Source organism: Pseudomonas sp. H3_E07 (assembly GCF_054668895.1).
In genome coordinates, this window is sequence record NZ_CP162795.1 from 2,099,589 (window position 1) to 2,120,810 (window position 21,222).

Genomic DNA, 21,222 nt, shown 5'->3' on the forward strand with positions numbered 1-21,222 from the left:
CAAGGGCCTCTGGCCCTTGCCGTATGCAGGTCTACCCGCGCATAGTTAACTGTGCATCAACCTACGAAGGGATTTCGCCGTGCGCTGGCTCAGGATCGCCATAGGTTTCACTGTCAGCCTGCTGACACTGCTCTGCTTGTTCCCGGCCCAGGCCGCCGCGCAAGGCAGTGGCTGGGCAGTATTGCTTGATGAACAGGCCGACCTGCAACTGAGCGACATCCGTTCCTCGCGCTACACCAATCAATTCAGCCCCACCGAACTGGACCGCATTACCGCCGCGGAACCGGACGGTGCGTTGTGGGTGCGTTTCAAACTGCAACCCGGCAAGCACGAACAAGTGCTGCGGGTCTTTGCCCCGGACCTGTCCCACCTGAGCCTCTATGTACTGGACGGCGACACCCTGGTGGAACAACAGAGCACCGGCACACGTCAGCCCCAGGCCGAGCGTCCGTTGCCCAGCAGCGACTTCATGCTGCCCATGCCCCAGAGCCAGAAGCCTTTAGAGGTCTACCTGCGCCTGGTCTCGGAACACGAACTGCGCCCCTATATCACCCTGGAACCGGCCGTGCTCGCCGCCGCCGACCAGACCCAGACGCTGATCTACGGCCTGCTGTTCGGCTGCCTGCTGATGCTGATCCTGCACAACCTCACCCGTTTCGCCTACCACCGCTCGCGCAGCAGCCTGTGGTTGGCCGCCTGCGAAATCCTGCTGATGCTCAGCCTCGCGCTGCTGCTGAACCTGATCGGCCCGTGGCTGCCGAACTGGCACGCGATCCAGACGCCGGGCGCCTACCTGGCGCTGCTGCTGACGGCGCCGTGCGGATTGATGTTTGCCTATCGGTTCTTCATGCCTTTGGGCCCACATCCGCTGAACAAGCTGTTGATGGCGGACATCCTGTTCATCGTGCTGTGCGGCCTGCTGCTGTTGTTCGTCAACACCCTGCCGCTGAACATCATCACCTATGCCCTGGTGGCTCTGGCCGGCTTGAGCATGCTGTTCGTCTCGGCTTATCACTGGCAGAAAGGCTACCGTCCGGCGCGCCTGTTCGTGGCGGCGATGGTGGTGTTCAACATCGGAACGTTGATCATCCTGCCGGCGCTGCTGGGCCTGACGATGGTCTCGCCCCAGGGCCTGATCGTCACGCTGCTGGCGTTTATCTGCCTCAGTGGTCTGTTGATGAGCCTGGCGCTGGGCGAACGCCAGCGCGCAATTGTCGAAGCGCGCTTCAGCCTCAGCCGCGACCTGGCGGCAAGCAATGCCGAGATTGCCGCCAAGGCCGAGTTCCTGGCCAAGATCAGCCACGAAATCCGCACCCCCATGAACGGCGTGCTGGGTATGACCGAGCTGCTGCTGGGCACGCCCCTCTCGGTGAAACAGCGTGACTACGTGCAGACCATCCACAGCGCCGGCAATGAACTGCTCACGCTGATCAACGAAATCCTCGATATCTCCAAGCTGGAATCCGGCCAGATCGAATTGGATGACGTGCAGTTCGACCTCAATGCGCTGATCGAAGACTGCCTGAGTATCTTCCGCGCCAAGGCTGAACAGCAGAACGTCGAGCTGATCAGTTTTATCCAGCCCCAGGTGCCTCGCGTGATCAGTGGCGACCCGACGCGCCTGCGCCAGGCCATGTTGAGCCTGCTGGAAAACGCCCTGCAAAAGACCGACGAAGGTGAAGTGCTGATCGTCGTCGCGCTGGACGACCGCAGCACCAAGCCGCGCCTGCGCATCGCCGTGCAGGACAGCGGTTTGCCGATGGAAGCCGCCGAGCGTGACGCTCTGCTGCACAGCGAACTGCACAGCAAGAACTTCTTCTCCGCCACCCGACTGAACGGCCACCTGGGCCTGGTCATCGCCCGCCAATTGATCCTATTGATGAACGGCGAATTCGGCATCAAGAGCGGCAGCCACCAGGGCAGCACCTTGTGGCTGACCTTGCCGCTGGACCCGGAACGCCTGGAACACCCCACCTCCGACCTCGACGGCCCACTCAAGGGCGCACGGGTGCTGGTGGTGGACGACAACGACACCTGTCGCAAAGTATTGGTGCAGCAATGCTCGGCCTGGGGCCTCAACGTCAGCGCCGTGCCTTCGGGCAAGGAAGCCCTGGCGTTGCTGCGCACCAAGGCGCACCTGCGCGATTACTTCGACGTGGTGCTGCTGGACCAGAACATGCCCGGCATGACCGGCATGCAACTGGCGGCGAAGATCAAGGAAGACCCAAGCCTGAACCACGACATCCTGCTGATCATGCTCACCGGCATCAGCAATGCGCCGAGCAAGATCATCGCGCGCAATTGCGGGATCAAGCGCATCCTCGCCAAGCCCGTGGCCGGCTATACGCTCAAGACCACCCTGGCCGACGAACTGACCCAGCGCAGCAAGGGTAACGTCCCACCACGCCCCGTCCTCAACACGCCGGCGGCCATCACCGTGCCAACGGATTTCCGCATCCTGGTGGCAGAAGACAACAGCATCTCCACCAAGGTGATCCGTGGCATGCTCGGTAAGCTCAACCTCAACCCGGACACCGCCAGCAATGGTGAAGAAGCCCTGGAGGCGATGAAGGCCCAGCGCTATGACCTGGTGTTGATGGATTGCGAAATGCCAATCCTCGATGGTTTCTCGGCCACCCAGCAATTGCGCGCGTGGGAAGTCAGCCACCAGCGCGTTCGTACGCCGGTGGTGGCGCTGACGGCGCACATTCTGTCCGAGCACAAGGAGCGCGCACGCCAGGCCGGGATGGACGGGCACATGGCCAAGCCCGTTGAGTTGTCACAGTTGCGTGAGCTGGTGGAGTTCTGGGTGGCGCAGCGGCAGCAGCGACCAGAGCACGCCCCCTCCTGACGTGTAATGCAGACCCCTTGTGGGAGCGGGCTTGCTCGCGAATACGGTGTGTCGGTCAATGCATCCTTAACTGATCCATCGCATTCGCGAGCAAGCCCGCGCCCACATTTGGTCTCTGCCGCCTGATAGACTCTCAACACTTCCTCCGCCGCGAGCCGCCCCCATGCTCCACGTGTTATTCAGCGTCTACCTGAAAATGCTGGTGCTCTACAGCCCGTTCTTCGTGCTGTCCTGCTTTATCAGCCTCACCCGTGGCTACTCCAGCAAAGAGCGGCGGCGCCTGGCGTGGAAGGTGGCGTTGGCAACCCTGGTATCGAGCGTGTTGCTCTACCTGTTCGGCCGCGTCATTTTCAGCGTGTTCGGCATCACCGTCGACGCGTTCCGCATCGGTGCCGGCAGTGTGCTGTTCATTTCCGCCTTGGGCATGGCCCAGGGCAAGTCCGCAGTGCAGACCGACAACGTACAGCAGGACGTGACCATCGTACCGCTGACCATTCCCCTCACCGTCGGCCCCGGCACCATCGGTGCGTTGCTGGTGATGGGCGTGAGCCAGCCGCATTGGGATGACAAAATCACCGCCATCCTCAGCATCGCCCTGGCCAGCCTCACGGTGGGCGTGGTGCTGTACCTGTCCAACCGGATCGAACGCATCTTGGGCGACCAGGGCTTGCAGATTGTCAGTCGGTTGATGGGGTTGTTCGTGTGTGCCCTGGCCGCGCAAATCATCTTCACCGGTGTGCGCGGTTACCTGGTGCCTTAAATCCGGTACTTGGCGATCGCCAATTGCACCTTGTCACCCGCACTCTCGCGCATCAGTTGGATCGTCTTTTCGTTGACTACCGAGGTGTTCAGCACCAGGCACGTCTGCCCGCTGAAGGCCTCGAATGAGGAACTGTCCCATTCCAGAAATGGCAACCCTACCTGCTTGCTCACTCCCTGGGTGCTGTAGGTCACCAGCACCATCATCAGTTCCCCCTCTGTTTGCGCACAGGACGCCAGGCCGAAGTCGCCGCCCTGGTGTACGGCACTGTTGCGTTTGAACAGCTCGAGAGTCCCAGGTATCTGCTTCAACGCCTCCACTGCATCGGCCGCCAGTTTCGGCAATACGCTGAGCAAGTGCGCAGACAACGATGTCGACGCCAGCAGGGCCGCGATGATATTCAGCGCCGCCGATTGCACGGTCAGGCCCTTGCCGGAACGTGAAATCCGTTCGAAGCGGCTGCGCACCGGCAACCACCCCAGGCTGACCATCACCCTGATGAATTCGTCGTACCAACGTTCGGTGCCGCGTGGGACTTTCAACACATCGCTGACATAGCTGCTGGCCAGCAAATAGCTCTTACGCACGTATTCTCGATTTAAACCGGACAAGCCTTCGGCAAACGAGATGACGCTGTTGTTGACCACCGCGGCGTTGAAGTCGTCCTCGATGTCCAGCGGCAAGGCCGCGCGCTTGCCTGACGCTCCCGGTAGTGTGTAGGCGGCAATCAACTTGCGCCTTTTTGTACTGCTGATCCTTCTGTGATGTCGCTCCATTTTAGTTCTCCACAAGCACCCCGACTCGGGGCTTATGTCCACCCTAGTTCACTGACTGAAGCCTTTTCCAGACGACAAACATTCCTTGGCGCAGCGCATCAAACCGTGCTGCCCAGCAATAATGCGGCGCGCCTGGCGGGCTTCCGAATTTCGTCGTAGAAAAAAGAAAAAGCCCCGGACAACGCCAGGAAAATCCCTGGGTCATTCGGAGCTTTCAGGCACCTGAGGGGCGGTTTTCAGGAGGCCGGTTTCTCGCCGTACCAGCGCGGCGTGTACACCCACTCACCGCCACCGGCACGCGGGAAGGTGACGGTGGTGGACGAGCCGATCAGCACCATGGTGCGCATGTCCACCTGATCCGGCGTCAATTGCCCCAGTGTGGTGACACGCAGCGTCTGACCCGGCCGACCGATATCACGGCCCAGCACCACCGGCGTTTCAGGCGTGCGATGCAGCGCGACGATTTCCAGGGCACGCCCCAGCTGCCACGGCCGCGAGCGCGAGATCGGGTTGTAGAACGCCAGCGCCAGGTCGGCCTGGGAGGCAAGGTCCAGGCGTTTTTCAATGATCGACCAAGGCTTGAGGTTGTCCGACAGCGACATCACGCAAAAGTCATGGCCCAACGGTGCACCGGCCTGAGCGGCGGTGGCGAGCGACGCCGAGACCCCTGGAAGGATTTGCAGGTCGACCTGATGCCAGGTCGGGTCGCTGGATTCGTGCAGGGCTTCTATCACGGCAGCAGCCATGGCGAACACGCCCGGGTCGCCGGACGACACTACGACCACCGAGCGACCTTGGGCCGCCAGTTCGAAGGCATGGCGGGCACGCTGCATTTCTTCGCGGTTATCGGTGCAATGCTGCACCTGGTCGTCTCGGAACGGGCCGGCCATGCGCACGTAGGTTTCGTAGCCGAGCACATCGGTGCAACGCGCCAGTTCGGTTTTTACCGCAGGCACCATCAACTCGGCAGCGCCAGGTCCCAGGCCGATCACGGCAAGGCGGCCACGCACGCGGCCGACTTGCGACAGGTCCAGGGGGAGTTCGGCAACATTGATGACGATATCCGCGTCCTGGGCCACGCTGGCAAAACGCAGCGGTACACCCAATTCCAACGCTGCTTCATGCAATGTGGCTTCGGCCATCTGCGTATCACTGGCCAGCAGGCACGCGAGGGATTGCAGAGCGATGCCCGCCTCATGCAACGCCGTGCGCACCCGCTCAGCCAGTTGCGCGCCTGGCTTGCAGCTCACGCTGACGTTCTTCGGGTAGATCAACAATTCATGGGCGGCAGGCGTGCGCTCGGCACTGCCCACATGAATCGCCAGGCGTGCCTGTTGATCCTGGGGCAGATTGGCCTGGTCCAGCCACGGCGCAGCGCCTTCGATGCGTACGCTTTCGCCGGCCAGCAAGTCAGAGACGAAACGCTTGCCCAGTTCCAGATCGGCCAGCTCATAACCCGCAGGCGGGTTGAGCAGGCAGGTGCCGAAGCGCAGCTCGCCACTGGTGGTGATCGCAGCAGCCACGTTCAACGCAGCGGCGATTTCGCGAGCCATCACGTTCACACCGCCAAGGCCGCCAAGCAACGGCACCACGGCGCTACCGTCTTCGGCGACGGCCAGCACGGCGGGCTCCTCGCCTTTTTCCAGCAGCAGCGGCGCCAAGGTACGAATAACGATACCCGCGGCGCACAGCGCGATCAGCGGTGTGCCTTGCTGATACAACTGACGCAGGGTCGCGCCGAATTCACCGTAGACCTGGTCCGCCCCGTCGACCCGTCCGGCCAGGCCGTGGACCGTCGCGTCGGGGTACACACATTGGATCTTGCGTGCCATGGCCAGGCTGCCCTGACCCAAAATAACAATCGCCGGGCTCATCAACCTTGCCACCGTTCACCGGGCACGATGATCAGCGAGAAGTACGGGGACGACGCTGGATCTACCTGATCCAGCGGCACGATCTTTTGATTCGCCATGGTGGCGCGTTCGACATACAGCGCTCGCTCGGCCAGACCGAGTTCTTCCAGCACCTGGCGCACTTTCGGGAAGTTGCGGCCCAGCTTCATGATCACTGCCGCGTCGGCATCCGCAAGGCGGCGCTTGAGGTCGTCATGGGGCAACACGCCCGAGAGTACCGAAAGGCTCTGATTGCGATAGACCAGCGGGGCGCCCAGCACCGAGGCGCCGCCGAGCATCGAACAAACGCCTGGAATCACGTGGGCTTCATAGCGCTCGGCGAGGCGGTCGTGCAGGTACATGTAGGACCCGTAGAAGAACGGGTCGCCTTCGCAGATCACCGCCACATCACGACCGGCGTCCAAATGTGCGGCGACATCCACGCTGGCGGCGTCGTAGAAATCGCTGATCACCTGCTCGTAGGACATTGGCGCCGGCAACACTTCGGTGGTCACCGGGTACACCAGCGGCATCAAGGTCTGTTGCGGCACCAGATGGTCTTCGATGATGCCGAAGGCGTTGCCCTTCTTGCCCTTGGCCACGAAGTACGCCACCACTGGCGACTCGCGCAACAGGCGCAGGGCCTTGAGGGTGATCAATTCCGGGTCACCGGGGCCTACGCCCAGGCCGATCAAACGTCCACGTGCCTGCATTATTCGACCTCCGTGGCCAGCGCATTCACCGCAGCGGCGGCCATGGCGCTACCGCCCAGACGGCCCTGCATGATCACGAACGGTACACCGCGACTGTCGGCGGCCAGCATCGCCTTGGATTCGGCGGCGCCGACAAAACCAACCGGGAAACCGAGGATCAACGCCGGTTTCGGTGCGCCGGCGTCAAGCATTTCCAGCAGATAGAACAAGGCCGTCGGAGCGTTGCCGATCACCACCACACTGCCTTCCAAGTGCGGGCGCCACAGCTCAAGGGCGGCAGCGGACCGGGTGTTGCCCAGCTCACGCGCCAGCGCCGGTACGCTGTCATCGCGCAGGGTGCAGATCACTTCGTTGTTGGCTGGCAGGCGTGCGCGGGTCACACCTTCGGAGACCATTCGCGCATCGCACAGGATCGGCGCACCTGCGGCGAGCGCATCGCGCCCAGCCTTGCCCGCCCCTTCGGAGAACTGCAGGCCGTCGATCGCGTCGACCATGCCGCAGGCGTGAATCACCCGCACCGCGAGTTTTTCCAAATCAGCCGGGATACGGTCCAACTTGGCTTCCGCGCGAATGATGGCGAAGGAGTTGCGATAGATCTCCTGACCGTCGCGGATGTAATCAATCATCGGTGTTGCTCCGTGGGCGAGCGCGCAGCAGGGCGCCCGTCGCTTCAATAGAAAGGTTGCGCGCGTGCAGCCGGCCGAAACCGGGCTGGGCTGCCTCGCGAAAATAGAGGTCGTAGTGGCCGGGGCTCACGGCCAGCAAGGTGACCGGCGCCGTGTGCGCGGCGGCGCAGGAGCGCGGGCAGCCGGACAGGTGCACGTCGTGACCGGTGTTCAAAGCGGCGAGTTGCACCGCGTCGGCCTTGGTGTCGGCCAGGGCTTTGCCGCAGCCGCTGGAACCGGTGCAGGCGGTCATGCGCGCCAGGGGCTGGTCGATTGAGCAGAGGAAGCCCAATTGCGCCAGGCGTTCGGTGACGGCGTGAGGTTTTTCAACGCTGGGCAACAGCACGCCCTGCCAGGGGGTAAAACGCAAGGTGCCGTCGCCGTATTCGCTGGCCAGTTGTGCGGCGCCCTTGAGCATCGTCGCATCGAGGCGACCCAAGGGTGCAATGGCGGCGACGTAGAACTGATTCTTTTGTGCTTGTGGATAACTGCCGAGGTGCAACAAAGCGCCGCTGGGCGGGCGTTTGAAGCCATCCGCCGGCAGCAGCGGCAGTTTTAGACGACTCAACACGTTATCCACAGGCAGGTGGCGCATGCGGGTCTGTTCAGGGGTGGCGATGTCCAAAAACCCTTCCAGCACAGCCACCACCAATGCATGCCCCTGGTCCAATGGCACGGCGGCCAGCGGTGCATCCAGACCCGGACACCCGGCCAGGCCAAACGCGAGGAGTGTTTCGCCCTTGCGCACGAACGCCGACAGCCACAGGTCATGGTGATGTTCGAGCATTGCCAGCGCCTCGCCCCCGTCCAGCTGCACCGCGAACTTGGCCGACAGTTCATGGAAACGCGGGTGATTCTGCAGGGTGGCGAGGATCTGCTCCGCCAACGGCCGGGTGTCGAACAGCATTTGCGGGTCGATACCGGCGCTGGGGCTGAGCATCAGGTTACGCACGTCGTCGCCGGCAGCGTTGTTGGGGCCCAGATCGGCAGCCAACAGCATGGCAATCAACGCGCCCTCTTCGGCGCCGATCCCGCGAATCTGCAGATTGGCGCGGTTAGTCGCCTCGATCACCCCGCCCGCATACGCCTGGGCTGCGTCCGCCACTGCGCAGGCTTGGGCGGCGCTGATCGAACCACCGGCCAATTTGATCCGACAAATGCCACCGTCCAGCGCCTGGACAATACGCAGCAACCCCGGACAAGCCGAGGGGCGCAAGGTATTCACAGCGGGCGTTGGGTTCACGGGGCTACCGGTTGATGGGTAAAGGCGCGGTATTATGCCTGCTTTGTCCGGCGGCATGAAAAGCCTGCCCGTCGGATGTCGTTCAAGGAATATTTATGTCGCCCTGGCTGACGGTTGTAGGCATCGGTGAAGACGGCTTCAAGGGGCTGGGCAGGAATGCCCGGCATGCCCTGTTGCGCGCCACGCGGATTATAGGCGGCCAGCGCCAGTTGGACCTGCTGCCGGTGTGTATTCGGGGTGAGCGCGAGTTGTGGCCGAGCCCGTTTTCCCTGGAACCGGTGCTGGCGCGGCGTGGCGAGTCGGTGTGTGTGTTGGCCAGTGGTGATCCGATGTTCTATGGCGTGGGCGCGAGCCTGGCGCGGCAGGTGGCGGCTGAAGAGTTGCTGGTCTTGCCGGCGCCTTCGTCGGTGTCGTTGGCGGCGGCGCGGCTGGGCTGGCCGTTGCAGGAGGTGGTGACGTTATCCGTGGTGGCCCGGCCGCTGGCGGCGCTGAATGCGCATCTGGCCAGTGGGGTGCGGCTTTTGGTGTTGAGTAATGACGGCCGAAGTCCGGCGTTGATTGCTTCTTTGCTGGCTGAATCCGGTTTCGGCCCGAGCCGGCTGAGTGTGTTTGAGCACCTGGGCGGCACGGATGAGCGACGCATCGACGGCGTGGCGAGTGATTGGCGTCCGGCTTGCGTCGCCGATTTGAATCTGGTCGCCATCGACTGCGTGGCCTCTGGCGATACGCCCCGTCTGTCGCGTCTGGCGGGCCTGCCAGATTCAGCTTTCAAACATGACGGCCAATTGACCAAACGCGATGTGCGCGCCCTGACCCTGGCCCGTCTTGCGCCGATGCCCGGCGAACTGCTGTGGGACGTGGGTGCAGGCAGCGGCTCCATCGGTATCGAGTGGATGCGGGCTCACCCGAGCTGCCGGGCAGTGGCGATTGAAGCGGATGAAGGTCGCCAAGGCCTGATCGAACACAACCGCGACGCCCTTGGCGTGCCGGGCCTGCAACTGGTTCGCGGCAAAGCGCCGGATGCGCTCGACGGCCTGGAAGCCCCGGACGCCATCTTCATCGGCGGCGGCGTCACCCGTGACGGCGTGCTCGACACCTGCTGGCACCATCTGCGGCCGGGCGGGCGGTTGGTCGCCAACGCCGTGACGCTGCAAAGCGAAATGACCTTGATGGACTGGCGTACGCGCTATGGCGGAGAACTCACGCGTATCCATGTCGCCCAGGCCCAGCCGCTGGGAGCGTTCGATACGTGGCGCCAGGCATTGCCGATCACACTGCTGGAAGTGGTCAAGCCGCGATGAAACGCATCCTGCTGCTGGGCGGCGTGACTGAAGCGCTGGCCATCGCCCGTACATTGGGCCCGGAACATGTCTACAGTTTGGCCGGTGTTGGGCGCGTGCCGACTGACTTGGCGTGCCAGGTGCGGGTGGGTGGGTACGGCGGGGCCGAGGGATTGGCACAGTTTGCTCGACATGAGCAGATCAGCCTGATTCTCGACGCGACCCATCCGTACGCGGCGCAGATCAGCCGCAACGCGGCCGAGGCGGCAAGGATTTGCGGGGTGCCTTGCTGGGCGCTACGACGCCCGGCCTGGCAGCCACAGGCGGGGGACGATTGGCGAGAAGTCAGTGATTGGGCCTCGCTGATTGAAGCACTCAAACCTTTCAAGCGCCCGCTGTTCACGCTGGGCCGTGAGCCGTTGCAGCACCTTGATGAAATCCCGCCGGAGCAGTTCTGGACACTGCGCGCCCTGGATGTGTATCCGGGGAATGAGCGTTGCGAAGTGATTGGCGCGCGAGGCCCGTTTCTGATCGAAGACGAACGTGGGTTGTTTGAACGACGCCAGATCGACGTGTTGATCAGCAAGAACAGCGGCAGCACAGCCACCGAACCGAAGCTGGAAGTGGCACGGGAGCGGGGCGTGCCGGTGTTGGTATTGAAGAGGCCAGTGTTGGCGCCGGTAGATCGGGAGTTCACCACCTTGACGACGCTGCAACAGGCAATCACCTCTCTTTAAGCTCCATCGTTCCAATGTGGGAGCGGGCTTGCTCGCGAAAGCGGAGTGTCAGTCACCGGATGAGTTGACGGGTCTTTCGCCTTTGCGAGCAAGCCCGCTCCCACATTTAGAGCTGCGTTGCCATTTGAGATCTTCAACCGCTCAGTTCCCGTCTATCCTCAAACCCAGCACTGCGACACCAAACCACACCCACCCTTTTTACTTATCCCCACCGATCAGGCTAAATACCCCCCTGATCGTTTAACCCTACGGATTGTCCGCCATGGCCCGTCAACGCTTCGCAATTGCCTGGATCGCCTGCCTTGCAGTGCTGTTCAACGCCTTTGCCATGCCGATGGCCGGTGCGATGCAACAGTCCCAGGACCCGGTGCAGCAATTGTTATGGGGCGGTTTCTGCTCCGCCAATGGTGCGAGCCTGAAGACCATTGCCCTGGGCAAGCTGGAGATTCCGGCGCCGCAACAGGACGATCATTCCACCATGCAGCATTGCTGGTGTTGTTCGGGTGCTGCGCCGTTGTTGGCGTTGCCGGGGCATGTGCCACAGTTGTACCTCACCCAATTCAATACCTCACAGCGCTTGCCGCCCGCCCAGCTGCAAAGCCCTACTCCGCGCCAGCAATGGCCGAGCCTCAACCCACGCGCCTCTCCAACGGTCTGATGTCTTCGCAAGTGAACTGCGTTTTAGAACCGTTCTGGAGAACTGCCATGCTCAAATCTTCCCTGCTTCTGGCGGCGTTGCTGCTGCCGGTGTTCAGTGCTGCCAACGCCGAGGACTACAAGGCCGGTGACCTGATGGTCAGCGAACCCTGGTCCCAGGAGTTGCCGCCGAATGCGCCGACTGTCGCGGCTTATTTTGTGATTCATAACAGCAGCGAAACCCCGGACCGCCTGCTCAGCGTAGAGACGCCCGTGGCGGACAAGGCCGAGTTGCATGAACACGTCATGCAAGGCGACCTGATGAAGATGCAGCAAGTACCGAGCGTCGCCGTGCCGGCCAAGGGTGATCTGACCTTCGCGCCGATGGCGTACCACGTGATGCTGTTGGGCATCAAAGACCGCAGCCTGTTGGCCGACGGCAAGCAATTCCCGCTGACCCTGACCTTCGAAAAAGCCGGCAAGGTCGAGGTGGAAGTGTCGGTACAGAAAGTGCCGCCAATGGCCGGCCACGGGCACAAGCACCCTCAGTAGACTGACAGTCGATGGGCGCCCCACGCGCCAGGTGCTCCCCGCGCGCGCGCGTAAGACGCGGCGGTTGGATCAGCCTGTTCGCCATGCTGATGATCTTTATCGGTCCGCTGATTTCCCAAGCGATGCCGATGGATCATCACGCCGGTATGTCGATGGACATGCCGATGGACCATGGCGAATCCCATCACAAAAAGGCCCCTGACGAACACCACGCCCTCTGGTCCAAGTGCGGCTATTGCGACCTGCTCTACAGCTGCCCCGCCCTGCCCGGCGGCGTTTCAACCTTCACCCTGAGCAGCCCGCCCCCCGCCAACGCCCTCACCCCCGACACGCGCCTGGGCCATGCCCGGCAGAGCATCTTCCCCGGCGCCCGCAGTCGCGCGCCGCCCATCGCTTCGTAAGCACTTCACAGCGTTACTTCACCCCGGCCGACTTTAGACAGACAGCCGCAGGCTGCTGGCCGTGTTGTTTACGATTGATTGATGGAATTTGTCATGTCCAGGTTTTCTGCTGACACCCGTTTGGGATATACCCCTGTGCTCGCTGCCTTTTGCGGCGCGCTGCTTGCCCCCCATGTTCAGGCCGATGAACACACCGAGCATGAGCTGACGCCCACCGTGATCACCGCGATCGCCCCCAGCTCACCGCTGACCGTGATCACCAACCCGAAAGACCCACGCCAACCGGTGCCCGCCAGCGATGGCGGCGATTACCTCAAGACCATCCCCGGCTTCGCCCTGGTGCGCAATGGCGGCACCAATGGCGACCCGGTGCTGCGCGGCATGTTTGGCTCGCGCCTGAATATCCTCACCAACGGCAGCATGATGCTCGGCGCCTGCCCCGGCCGCATGGACGCGCCTACCTCGTACATCTCACCGGAAACCTACGACAAGCTCACCGTGATCAAAGGCCCGCAGACCGTGCTCTGGGGCCCTGGTGCGTCAGCCGGCACCATCTTGTTCGAGCGCGAGCCAGAAGAGTTCGGCGAGCTGGGCACACGCCTCAACGCCAGTGTGCTGGCCGGTTCCAACGGGCGCTTCGACAAAGTCATCGACGCTGCCGCCGGTGGTCCGCTGGGCTACGTGCGGGTGATCGGCAACCAGGCCCACGCCGACGACTACAAGGACGGCAATAACGACACAGTCGCCTCGCGCTACGACAAATGGAACGGCGACGTGGCCGTCGGCTTCACCCCCGACGCCGACACCCTGCTGGAGCTCACCGCCGGCCGTGGCGATGGCGAAGCGCGTTACGCCGGGCGCGGCATGGATGGCTCACAGTTCCTGCGCGAAAGCCTGGGACTGCGTTTCGAAAAATCCAATATCGGCGACGTGCTGGACAAGGTTGAAGCCCAGGTCTACTACAACTACGCCGACCACGTGATGGACAACTACAGCCTGCGCACGCCCTCGGGCACCGGCATGATGGCCGGGCCCATGGCGTCCAACGTCGATCGCCGCACCCTCGGCGCGCGGATCAAGGCCACCTGGCGCTGGGCCGACGTGCAATTGATCAGCGGCCTGGATGCACAGACCAACGAACACCGCCAGCGCAGCAGCATGGGTATCGATACCTACAAGGACCTGCCACGGGTCAAGGACGCCAACTTCCACAACTATGGCGTGTTTGGCGAACTGACTTGGTACGCCGCCGACCGCGACCGCCTGATCACCGGCGCCCGGCTGGACCGCGCGTCGGCCAAGGACTTCAGGCAAACCAGCGGCTCCGGAATGATGAAGCGCCCCAACCCAACCGCCGACGACACGCGTGCCGACACCTTGCCCTCGGGCTTCGTGCGTTATGAGCACGACCTGGCCGACAGCCCCACCACCCTCTACGCAGGGCTTGGCCACTCGGAACGTTTCCCCGATTACTGGGAGCTGTTTTCGCCCAACACCGGTGCGACCGGTTCGGTGAATGCCTTCGACGGCGTGAAGCCGGAGAAAACCACCCAGCTCGACTTCGGCGCGCAGTACAAAGCCGACGATCTTGAAGCCTGGGCTTCGGGTTATATCGGCCGGGTGCAGGACTTCATCCTGTTCGACTACAGGCCCGGGATGATGGGCACCACGTCCCAGGCCCGCAACGTCGACGCGCGCATCATGGGCGGTGAACTGGGCGCGGCGTACAAGCTGACCCAGAACTGGAAGGCCGACGCCACCCTCGCTTACGCCTGGGGCAAGAACAGCAGCGACGGCAAAGCGCTGCCGCAAATGCCGCCACTGGATGCTCGCCTGGGCCTCACCTACAGCGAGGATGACTGGAGCGCCGGCGCGCTGTGGCGTGTGGTCGCCGCTCAAAACCGCATCGACCAGAACAAGGGCAACGTGGTCGGCAAGGACTACGACAAAAGCAGCGGCTTTGGTGTGTTCTCGCTGAATGCGGCGTATCGCGTCAATAAACACTTCAAGGTCAGCACCGGCGTCGACAACCTGTTCGGCAAGGCCTATGCCGAGCACCTGAACCTGGCCGGCAACGCTGGGTTCGGCTACCCGGCCAGTGACCCGCAAGCCATCAAGGAGCCGGGGCGCACCCTTTGGACCAAGGTCGATATGACCTTCTAAACACATCGGGGGCAAGCCCCCTCCCACACTTGAAATGCATTCCAACTGTGGGAGGGGGCTTGCCCCCGATGGCGGCCTACCAGACACAAAAAAACCAAAGCCTTGCGGAGCCCAATGATGACCACTCAAAAGATTTCCTTCTACAACCTGGCCTGGCGCTGGCACTTCTACGCCGGCCTTTTCGTCGCCCCCTTCATGGTGCTGCTGGCCCTGACCGGCATCATCTACCTGTTCAAACCTCAGTTGGACCCGCTGATGTACGGCGACCTGCTCAAGGTCCAGACCGCCGAGCACGCCCTGAGCGCCGACGAGCAACTGCAGCGCGCCAAGGCCGCGTATCCCAAGGCCGCGATCAGCAAATACCTGCCGCCTGCCGACAGCACCAGCAGCGCGCAATTCGTGATGCACAACCAAGGCCGCGAAGTGACCGTCTTCGTCGACCCGTATCGCGGCAACGTCCTCGGCGAGCAGGACGCCAAATACAACCTGCAAGCCATCGCCCGCGCCCTGCATGGCGAGTTGATGATCGGCACCGTCGGCGATCGCCTGGTGGAACTCGCCGCCGGTTGGGGCGTGATGCTGGTGGTGTCGGGCCTGTACCTGTGGTGGCCGCGCGGCAAGTCCTCGGCGGGGGTGCTGTGGCCGCGCTTCAACAGTCGCGGCCGGGTATTCTGGCGCGATATGCACGCGGTCACCGGTTTCTGGGGAGCTTCACTGCTGCTGGTGATGCTGCTCAGCGGCATGACCTGGACCGGCTTCTGGGGCAAGCAATACGCTGATGTGTGGAACACCTTCCCGGCGGCGATGTGGAACAACGTGCCGCAGTCCGACCAGCAGGCACGCGTGCTCAATACGGCCCGCCAGCAGACCGTGCCCTGGGCCATGGAAAACACGCCGATGCCGATGTCCGGGGACCATGCCGAACACATGAACCACGGCGCCATGCACTCGGCTCCAGCTGCGCCCACGCTGCGCCTGCAACAAGTGGTCGACCTGGCCACCGCACGCCACGTCGAGCCCGGCTACAGCATCACCTTCCCCACCACCGCTGAAGGCGTGTTCACTGTCGCGGTGTTCGCCAACGACCCGCGCAATGACGCCACCTTGCATGTGGACCAGTACACCGGCAAGGTGCTCGCCGATGTGCGCTGGGAACACTACAACGCGGTCGCACGGGCCACCGAGACCGGTGTGATGCTGCATGAAGGCAAGATGTTCGGCTGGGTAAATCAACTGATCGTGCTGCTGATCTGCCTGATGATTCTGCTCAGCGCCGTCAGCGGCGTGGTGATCTGGTGGAAGCGTCGGCCTCAAGGCGGACTTGGTGTTCCGCCGCTGCGCCATGACTTGCCAAAGTGGAAAACCGCGATGGCGATCATGCTCGCATTGGCGATCATTTTCCCTCTTGTGGGCGCCTCTTTGATCCTCGTGTGGGCGTTGGATCGCCTGGTGCTATCTCGCCTTTTGGGGCAACGTGAATCCGCCTCAGGTTCAGCATGAAACAGGCGAGATGCCCGGCACAGAGCCGTTCTGTAGCCTTGCGCGGACTTTTTCCGCGCAACGAATAAGTGTTAACTTATAACACTTTCTGCGTTATCGTTGCTCGCCGCGCCCTGCGGCGAGCACCTCCCCAAGAAGCGATTGATCGACCGATGAACAAGTACCTTGCGTCCGGCCTGTGCCTGCTCGCCCTGCACAACAGCGCCCAGGCCCTGACCCTGCCCGCCAGTCCAATCACCGCGCCTGCGATGGATGACGAACGCGTCGACCTGAACACCCCGACCACCGCCGGCTCGCGCCTGAACCTCAGCGCCCTGCAAACCCCCGGCAGCGTCGAAAGCCAAACCGGTACGCAGATCCGCGAACGTGGCGATGCCAGCGTGCAGGACGCGATTTCCCGCGCTACAGGTATCAGCCGCACCGGCACCCCGGGGGATGGCGGCACTTCGTTATCGGCGCGTGGTTTTACCGGCCAGGGCTCGGTGATGCAGCTGTATGACGGCAACCGCATGTACATGGGCATGGGGACTTCGACATTTCCGGTGGACACTTGGTCGGTGGAGCGCGTGGACGTGCTGCGTGGCCCGGCCTCGATGCTGTACGGCGAAGGTGCTACCGGCGCGGTGATCAATACCGTGGCCAAAAAGCCCTTTGAAGGCGAGATCGAAAACCACATCCGACTGGGCTACGGCACTTATGATCGCCAGCAACAGGCCCTGGACAGCGGCGGCTCGCTGACTGACACCCTGAGCTATCGCCTGAACCTCAACCGCCTGCACAGCAACGGGTTTATCGACCGTGGCGACTCCAGCAGCGACTTCGTCAGCGGCGCCCTGCGCTGGCAAGCAGCGGACAACCTGAGCTTCACCCTGGCCAGCGACTACGGCGACCAGCGCCCTCAAAACTACTTCGGCACCCCGCTGATCAACGGCCAATTGCACAAGGGCCTGCGCGACAAGAACTACAACGTCAGCAACGACACCCAGCACTACAACGACCAGTGGACGCGCCTGACCAGCGCGTGGCAGATCAACGACAACATCAGCGCCACGAATGAACTGTACTACCTGAAAAACCAGCGTCGCTGGCAGAACGCCGAGAACTACAACTTCACCAACGGCCAGCTTACCCGCAGCGGCAACTTCGGCATCAAGCACAACCAGGAGCAGGTGGGCGACCGCCAGACCTTTACTTTCAAGCACACCCTGTTCTGTCTCGACAGCCAGACCCTGGCCGGCGTGGAATACAACCGCATCCGCTTCCGCCTGGCCAGCAACTCACCGTTCAACGATGTGTTGGCGGGCGGTCAGCCGATCGACATCCTTCACCCGGCCCCCGCCGCGTTCAACAGCCAGAACGCGTTCGCGCCGTTGTTTTCTACCACCACTAAAACGGTCGCCGGCTTCGCGGAAAACCGCCTGCAACTCACCGATAAACTGTCGCTGGTCACCGGAATCCGCCGTGACTACGCCCATGTCGAGCGAGATGATTTGCGCAACGGCGGCCAAACCGACAAGACCCTCACCGGCAATAACGGGAAGGCCGGCCTGGTCTACGCGATCACGCCCGACACCTCGATCTATGGCCAGTACGCTACCAGCACCGACGGCGTCGGTGGCCTGATCTCCCTGAGCCCAGGCCAGCAGCAGTTCGACCTGTCCACCGCCAAGCAGACCGAGATCGGTATCAAGCAAGCCTTCTGGAACCAACGGGGCGAATGGACGCTGGCGGCCTACCACATCGTCAAAAAGAAACTGCTCACCGACGTGCCGGGCGACCCGGACCTCAAGCAACAAGTCGGCCAGCAATCCTCTAGGGGCCTGGAAGCCAGCCTCGCCCTGCAACTGCCGGATGCCTGGCAACTGCAAGCCAACGCGGCCATCGTCCACGCGCAGTACGACGACTTCAAACAGGACGTCGGTGGTGTGCAGGTTTCCCGCGACGGCAACCGCCCGGTGGATGTGCCGCGCCGTACCGCCAACCTGTGGCTGAGCAAGGCCGTGACCGACGATATCCGCGCCGGGGCCGGGGTGCGCTATGTCGACGCACGTTACGCCGACATGGCCAACCAAAATGAGCTACCGAGCTACACCGTGGTCGACGCCACGGTGTCGTGGAAGGCTATGCGCAACACCACCCTGGGCCTGCAACTGAACAACCTGTTCGACCGCACCTACGCCGTCAGCCAATACAACGACGGGCAGCAGTGGATTCTGGGTGAGCCGCGCTCGTTCTTTGTCACTGCGGACTACACCTTCTAACGGTGTTGGACTTGAGAGACTCGATGACTTCGCTAACCCTCACCGACCTCAACTGGTCCCCCACAGGCCACTGCCATCACCAATTCCACCTGCGTGACGCCAACCTGCAGGTTGGTGCAGGGGAGTTTGTAGGGCTCATAGGGCCCAATGGCAGCGGCAAGACCAGCCTGTTGCGCTGTGCGTACCGTTTCAGTAAGCCGGCGCGCGGTGACGTGTTGCTCGACCACCAGAATGTGTGGAAGCAAAGCGCGAAGTGGTGTGCACAACGCGTCGCCGTGGTGCTGCAGGAATTCCCCGAGGCGTTCGGCCTGCGTGTCGATGAAGTGGTCGCCATGGGCCGCACGCCCCACAAGGGGTTGCTCGATGGCGATACGTTGCACGACCAGCAACTGATCCAGCAGGCACTGGAATCGGTCGGCATGCAAGGCTTCGAAGACCACGCCTTCGCCACCCTTTCCGGCGGAGAAAAGCAGCGTGTGATCCTCGCCCGCGCCTTGGCCCAGCAGCCGCAACTGCTGATCCTCGACGAACCGACCAACCACCTCGACCCGCGCTATCAGCTTGAGCTGTTGAAGTTGGTCAAGCGCTTGAACATCGGCACCCTGGCGAGCATTCACGACCTCAACCTGGCTGCCGCATTCTGTGATCGCCTGTACGTGATAGACCACGGGTGCATCGTTGCCAGCGGCACGCCCCATAAAGTGCTGACCGCCGAGTTGCTGCGTGACGTGTTTGACGTGGACGCGTTGATCGACACCCACCCCTTGTCCGGCTACCCCCGAATTACCTGGATAACCCAACCATGATCCTGCGCGCCCTGCTGCCCCTCGCCTTGCTGTTCGGTACTGCACAAGCGCTCGCCGAAGCGACGCATTACCCGGTCACTATCAAGAGCTGCAACCGCGACGTGACCTTCCAGGAAGCGCCGAAGCACGCGGTCAGCCACGACATCAACATGACCCAAATGATGCTCGCCCTGGGCCTCAAACCGCGGATGGCCGGCTACAGCGGCGTCACCGGCTGGAAGTCGGTAACCCCGGAAATGGCCGAGATCCTCGCCGGCCTGCCGGAACTGGCCAGCAAGTACCCTTCGGTGGAAACCCTGCTCAACGCCAACGTGGACTTCTTCTTCGCCGGCTGGGACTACGGCATGCGCGTGGGCGGCGACCTCACGCCAAGCACCCTGCAACCGTTGGGCATCAACGTGTATGAGCTGACCGAGTCCTGCGCTTTCGTGATGAAGCGCCCGGCCGCCACCCTGGAAGACACTTATAACGACCTGCGCAACCTGGGCAAGATCTTCGACGTGCAGGACCGCGCCAGTACCTTGATCGCGCAGATGCAGGCGCAGGTCGACGAGGTGCAAAAACACCTGCCCGCCGACAAACCTCGCGTGTTCCTCTATGACAGCGGTGAAGACCGCGCCATGACCTCCGGGCGCCTGGGTATGCCGCAAGCGCTGATCGACGCCGCCGGTGGGCGCAATATTCTCGATGACATAGATGCCAGCTGGACCCGAGTCAATTGGGAAACCGTGGTGGAGCGCAACCCGCAGGTGATCGTGATCGTCGACTACAGCGAAGTCACCGCCGAACAGAAGCAAGCGTTCCTGATGAACAACCCGGCATTGCAAGCGGTGGACGCGATCAGGAATCAGCGCTTTATCGTGATTCCCTACGTGCAGGCCACGCCGGGCATCGATAACGTGCTCGCAGTGGAGACCCTGGCGAAGGGGTTCCACGGCGAATGATTACGCGTCGCTACGCCTTGCTACTCGCTGCCCTGGGGGCGGTGTTGCTGGTCTCTTGCGTCCTCTCACTGGGCTTTGGCCCGGCGCGGGTGCCGGTAGAGGTGGTGTGGCGAATCGTGTTGTACAAGACCTTCGGGGTCGGCGAGGTGCATTGGCCGGCCGGGCAGGAACATATCGTCTGGCTGATCCGCGTGCCACGCATGCTGCTGGGGGCGCTGGTCGGCGCCGGGCTGGCGCTGATCGGCGCGGTGTTGCAGGCGGTCACGCGCAACCCACTGGCCGACCCGCACCTGCTGGGCGTGACCTCCGGCGCCACCCTTGGCGCGGTGATCGTGGTGCTGCACGTGGGTGAAGTCATCGGCCTGCTGACCTTGCCCCTCGCTGCCTTCATCGGCGCGCTGCTGAGTATGCTCGTGGTGCTGGCGGTGGCCAGTCGCAATGGCCGGCTGGAGAGTGATCGCCTGCTGCTCTGTGGCGTGGCGGTGTCCTTTGTGATGATGGCGGCGGCCAACCTCTTGCTGTTCATGGGCGACCATCGTGCGGCGTCGGCGGTGATGTTCTGGATGCTCGGCGGCCTGGGCCTGGCGCGCTGGGAACTGCTGGCGGTTCCCACCGCCACCGTGCTGTTGGGCTTGGGGTTGCTGCTGGGCATGGCGCGGCCCTTGAACGCGTTGATGGCCGGCGAGCAAACGGCTGTCACCTTGGGGCTCAATGCGCGCAACGTGCGGCTGAAGGTGTTCCTGGTCGCCTCCTTGATGACGGGCGTGCTGGTGTCCATCAGCGGCTCCATCGGTTTTGTCGGGCTGATGGTGCCGCACATTGCCCGTCGCCTGGTGGGTGCCGAACATCGCCGCCTGCTGCCGGTGTGCGTGTTGCTCGGCAGCCTGTTCCTGGTGTGGGTGGATGTCGCAGCGCGCACGCTGATCGCCCCCGAGGACTTGCCGATTGGCGTGGCCACGGCGGCGATTGGCGGGCTGTTTTTTATCGGGCTGATGCGCAGGCGCTGACACGTCTTCAGCTGACAGAAGGCCCCCCTCACCCT

At 62.9% G+C, this 21,222-nt stretch carries 18 protein-coding genes; 13 read left to right on the forward strand and 5 right to left on the reverse strand.

The features are described from left to right. Window positions 1-79: 79 nt before the first annotated feature. Window positions 80-2,851 carry a hybrid sensor histidine kinase/response regulator gene (locus tag AB4O08_RS09630; protein ID WP_010213499.1) on the forward strand — a complete coding sequence of 924 codons (2,772 nt, stop codon included), beginning with the start codon at window positions 80-82 and terminating at the stop codon, window positions 2,849-2,851. A 163-nt stretch (window positions 2,852-3,014) separates the two neighbouring features. Next, on the forward strand, window positions 3,015-3,611 hold the full coding sequence (locus tag AB4O08_RS09635; RefSeq protein ID WP_003217330.1) for a MarC family protein: 597 nt from the start codon (window positions 3,015-3,017) through the stop codon (window positions 3,609-3,611). Here the strand turns inward: AB4O08_RS09635 and AB4O08_RS09640 are convergent. The 5 genes from AB4O08_RS09640 to cobG form a co-directional block, all read right to left on the reverse strand. Beyond that, window positions 3,608-4,387, reverse strand: coding sequence for a hypothetical protein (locus tag AB4O08_RS09640; RefSeq protein WP_460114833.1), 780 nt, complete (start codon window positions 4,385-4,387; stop codon window positions 3,608-3,610). The two genes, AB4O08_RS09635 and AB4O08_RS09640, sit on opposite strands and share 4 nt — an antisense overlap. 236 nt (window positions 4,388-4,623) lie before the next feature. Beyond that, on the reverse strand, window positions 4,624-6,261 hold the full coding sequence (cobJ, locus tag AB4O08_RS09645) for a precorrin-3B C(17)-methyltransferase (RefSeq protein WP_460114834.1): 1,638 nt from the start codon (window positions 6,259-6,261) through the stop codon (window positions 4,624-4,626). Then, on the reverse strand, window positions 6,261-6,992 hold the full coding sequence (locus AB4O08_RS09650) for a precorrin-2 C(20)-methyltransferase (protein WP_010213504.1): 732 nt from the start codon (window positions 6,990-6,992) through the stop codon (window positions 6,261-6,263). The genes cobJ and AB4O08_RS09650 overlap by 1 nt, the downstream gene beginning before the upstream one ends. Beyond that, window positions 6,992-7,618: a precorrin-8X methylmutase gene (locus AB4O08_RS09655; protein WP_010213506.1), complete on the reverse strand. Its 627-nt coding sequence runs from the start codon at window positions 7,616-7,618 to the stop codon at window positions 6,992-6,994. Before AB4O08_RS09655 ends, AB4O08_RS09650 begins: the two co-directional genes overlap by 1 nt. Then, window positions 7,611-8,957 (reverse strand): precorrin-3B synthase, encoded by a 1,347-nt coding sequence (gene cobG, locus AB4O08_RS09660; RefSeq protein WP_021493216.1) that lies wholly within the window; start codon window positions 8,955-8,957, stop codon window positions 7,611-7,613. Before cobG ends, AB4O08_RS09655 begins: the two co-directional genes overlap by 8 nt. A gap of 38 nt (window positions 8,958-8,995) precedes the next feature. Here cobG and AB4O08_RS09665 point away from each other — a divergent pair, with 38 nt between their 5' ends. The 11 genes from AB4O08_RS09665 to AB4O08_RS09715 all read left to right on the forward strand — a co-directional run bounded on the left by AB4O08_RS09665 (window position 8,996) and on the right by AB4O08_RS09715 (window position 21,187). After that, window positions 8,996-10,201 carry a bifunctional cobalt-precorrin-7 (C(5))-methyltransferase/cobalt-precorrin-6B (C(15))-methyltransferase gene (locus AB4O08_RS09665; RefSeq protein ID WP_021493217.1) on the forward strand — a complete coding sequence of 402 codons (1,206 nt, stop codon included), beginning with the start codon at window positions 8,996-8,998 and terminating at the stop codon, window positions 10,199-10,201. Continuing rightward, entirely contained in the window at window positions 10,198-10,917 is a 720-nt protein-coding gene (locus tag AB4O08_RS09670; RefSeq protein WP_460114835.1) for a cobalt-precorrin-6A reductase, read from the forward strand. Before AB4O08_RS09665 ends, AB4O08_RS09670 begins: the two co-directional genes overlap by 4 nt. Before the next feature lie 262 nt (window positions 10,918-11,179). Then, the gene (locus AB4O08_RS09675) at window positions 11,180-11,575 is read left to right on the forward strand and encodes a DUF2946 domain-containing protein (RefSeq protein WP_460114836.1); all 396 of its coding nucleotides are present in this window, start codon (window positions 11,180-11,182) and stop codon (window positions 11,573-11,575) included. Between the two features lie 47 nt (window positions 11,576-11,622). Further along, window positions 11,623-12,105 carry a copper chaperone PCu(A)C gene (locus AB4O08_RS09680; protein ID WP_010213513.1) on the forward strand — a complete coding sequence of 161 codons (483 nt, stop codon included), beginning with the start codon at window positions 11,623-11,625 and terminating at the stop codon, window positions 12,103-12,105. A gap of 11 nt (window positions 12,106-12,116) precedes the next feature. Further along, on the forward strand, window positions 12,117-12,506 hold the full coding sequence (locus AB4O08_RS09685) for a DUF2946 domain-containing protein (RefSeq protein WP_021493219.1): 390 nt from the start codon (window positions 12,117-12,119) through the stop codon (window positions 12,504-12,506). 93 nt (window positions 12,507-12,599) lie between these two features. Then, window positions 12,600-14,669 carry a TonB-dependent copper receptor gene (locus AB4O08_RS09690; RefSeq protein ID WP_010213515.1) on the forward strand — a complete coding sequence of 690 codons (2,070 nt, stop codon included), beginning with the start codon at window positions 12,600-12,602 and terminating at the stop codon, window positions 14,667-14,669. Window positions 14,670-14,786: 117 nt separating this feature from the next. Then, window positions 14,787-16,169, forward strand: a complete 1,383-nt coding sequence (locus AB4O08_RS09695) for a PepSY-associated TM helix domain-containing protein (protein ID WP_176332238.1) — start codon at window positions 14,787-14,789, stop codon at window positions 16,167-16,169. Between the two features lie 152 nt (window positions 16,170-16,321). Further along, window positions 16,322-18,430: a TonB-dependent receptor gene (locus AB4O08_RS09700; protein ID WP_457244289.1), complete on the forward strand. Its 2,109-nt coding sequence runs from the start codon at window positions 16,322-16,324 to the stop codon at window positions 18,428-18,430. 23 nt (window positions 18,431-18,453) lie between these two features. Next, window positions 18,454-19,236 carry an ABC transporter ATP-binding protein gene (locus AB4O08_RS09705; RefSeq protein ID WP_010213521.1) on the forward strand — a complete coding sequence of 261 codons (783 nt, stop codon included), beginning with the start codon at window positions 18,454-18,456 and terminating at the stop codon, window positions 19,234-19,236. Next, window positions 19,233-20,180, forward strand: a complete 948-nt coding sequence (locus AB4O08_RS09710) for an ABC transporter substrate-binding protein (RefSeq protein ID WP_010213522.1) — start codon at window positions 19,233-19,235, stop codon at window positions 20,178-20,180. Before AB4O08_RS09705 ends, AB4O08_RS09710 begins: the two co-directional genes overlap by 4 nt. After that, entirely contained in the window at window positions 20,177-21,187 is a 1,011-nt protein-coding gene (locus AB4O08_RS09715) for a FecCD family ABC transporter permease (protein ID WP_460114837.1), read from the forward strand. The genes AB4O08_RS09710 and AB4O08_RS09715 overlap by 4 nt, the downstream gene beginning before the upstream one ends. The last annotated feature ends 35 nt before the right edge of the window (window positions 21,188-21,222 follow it).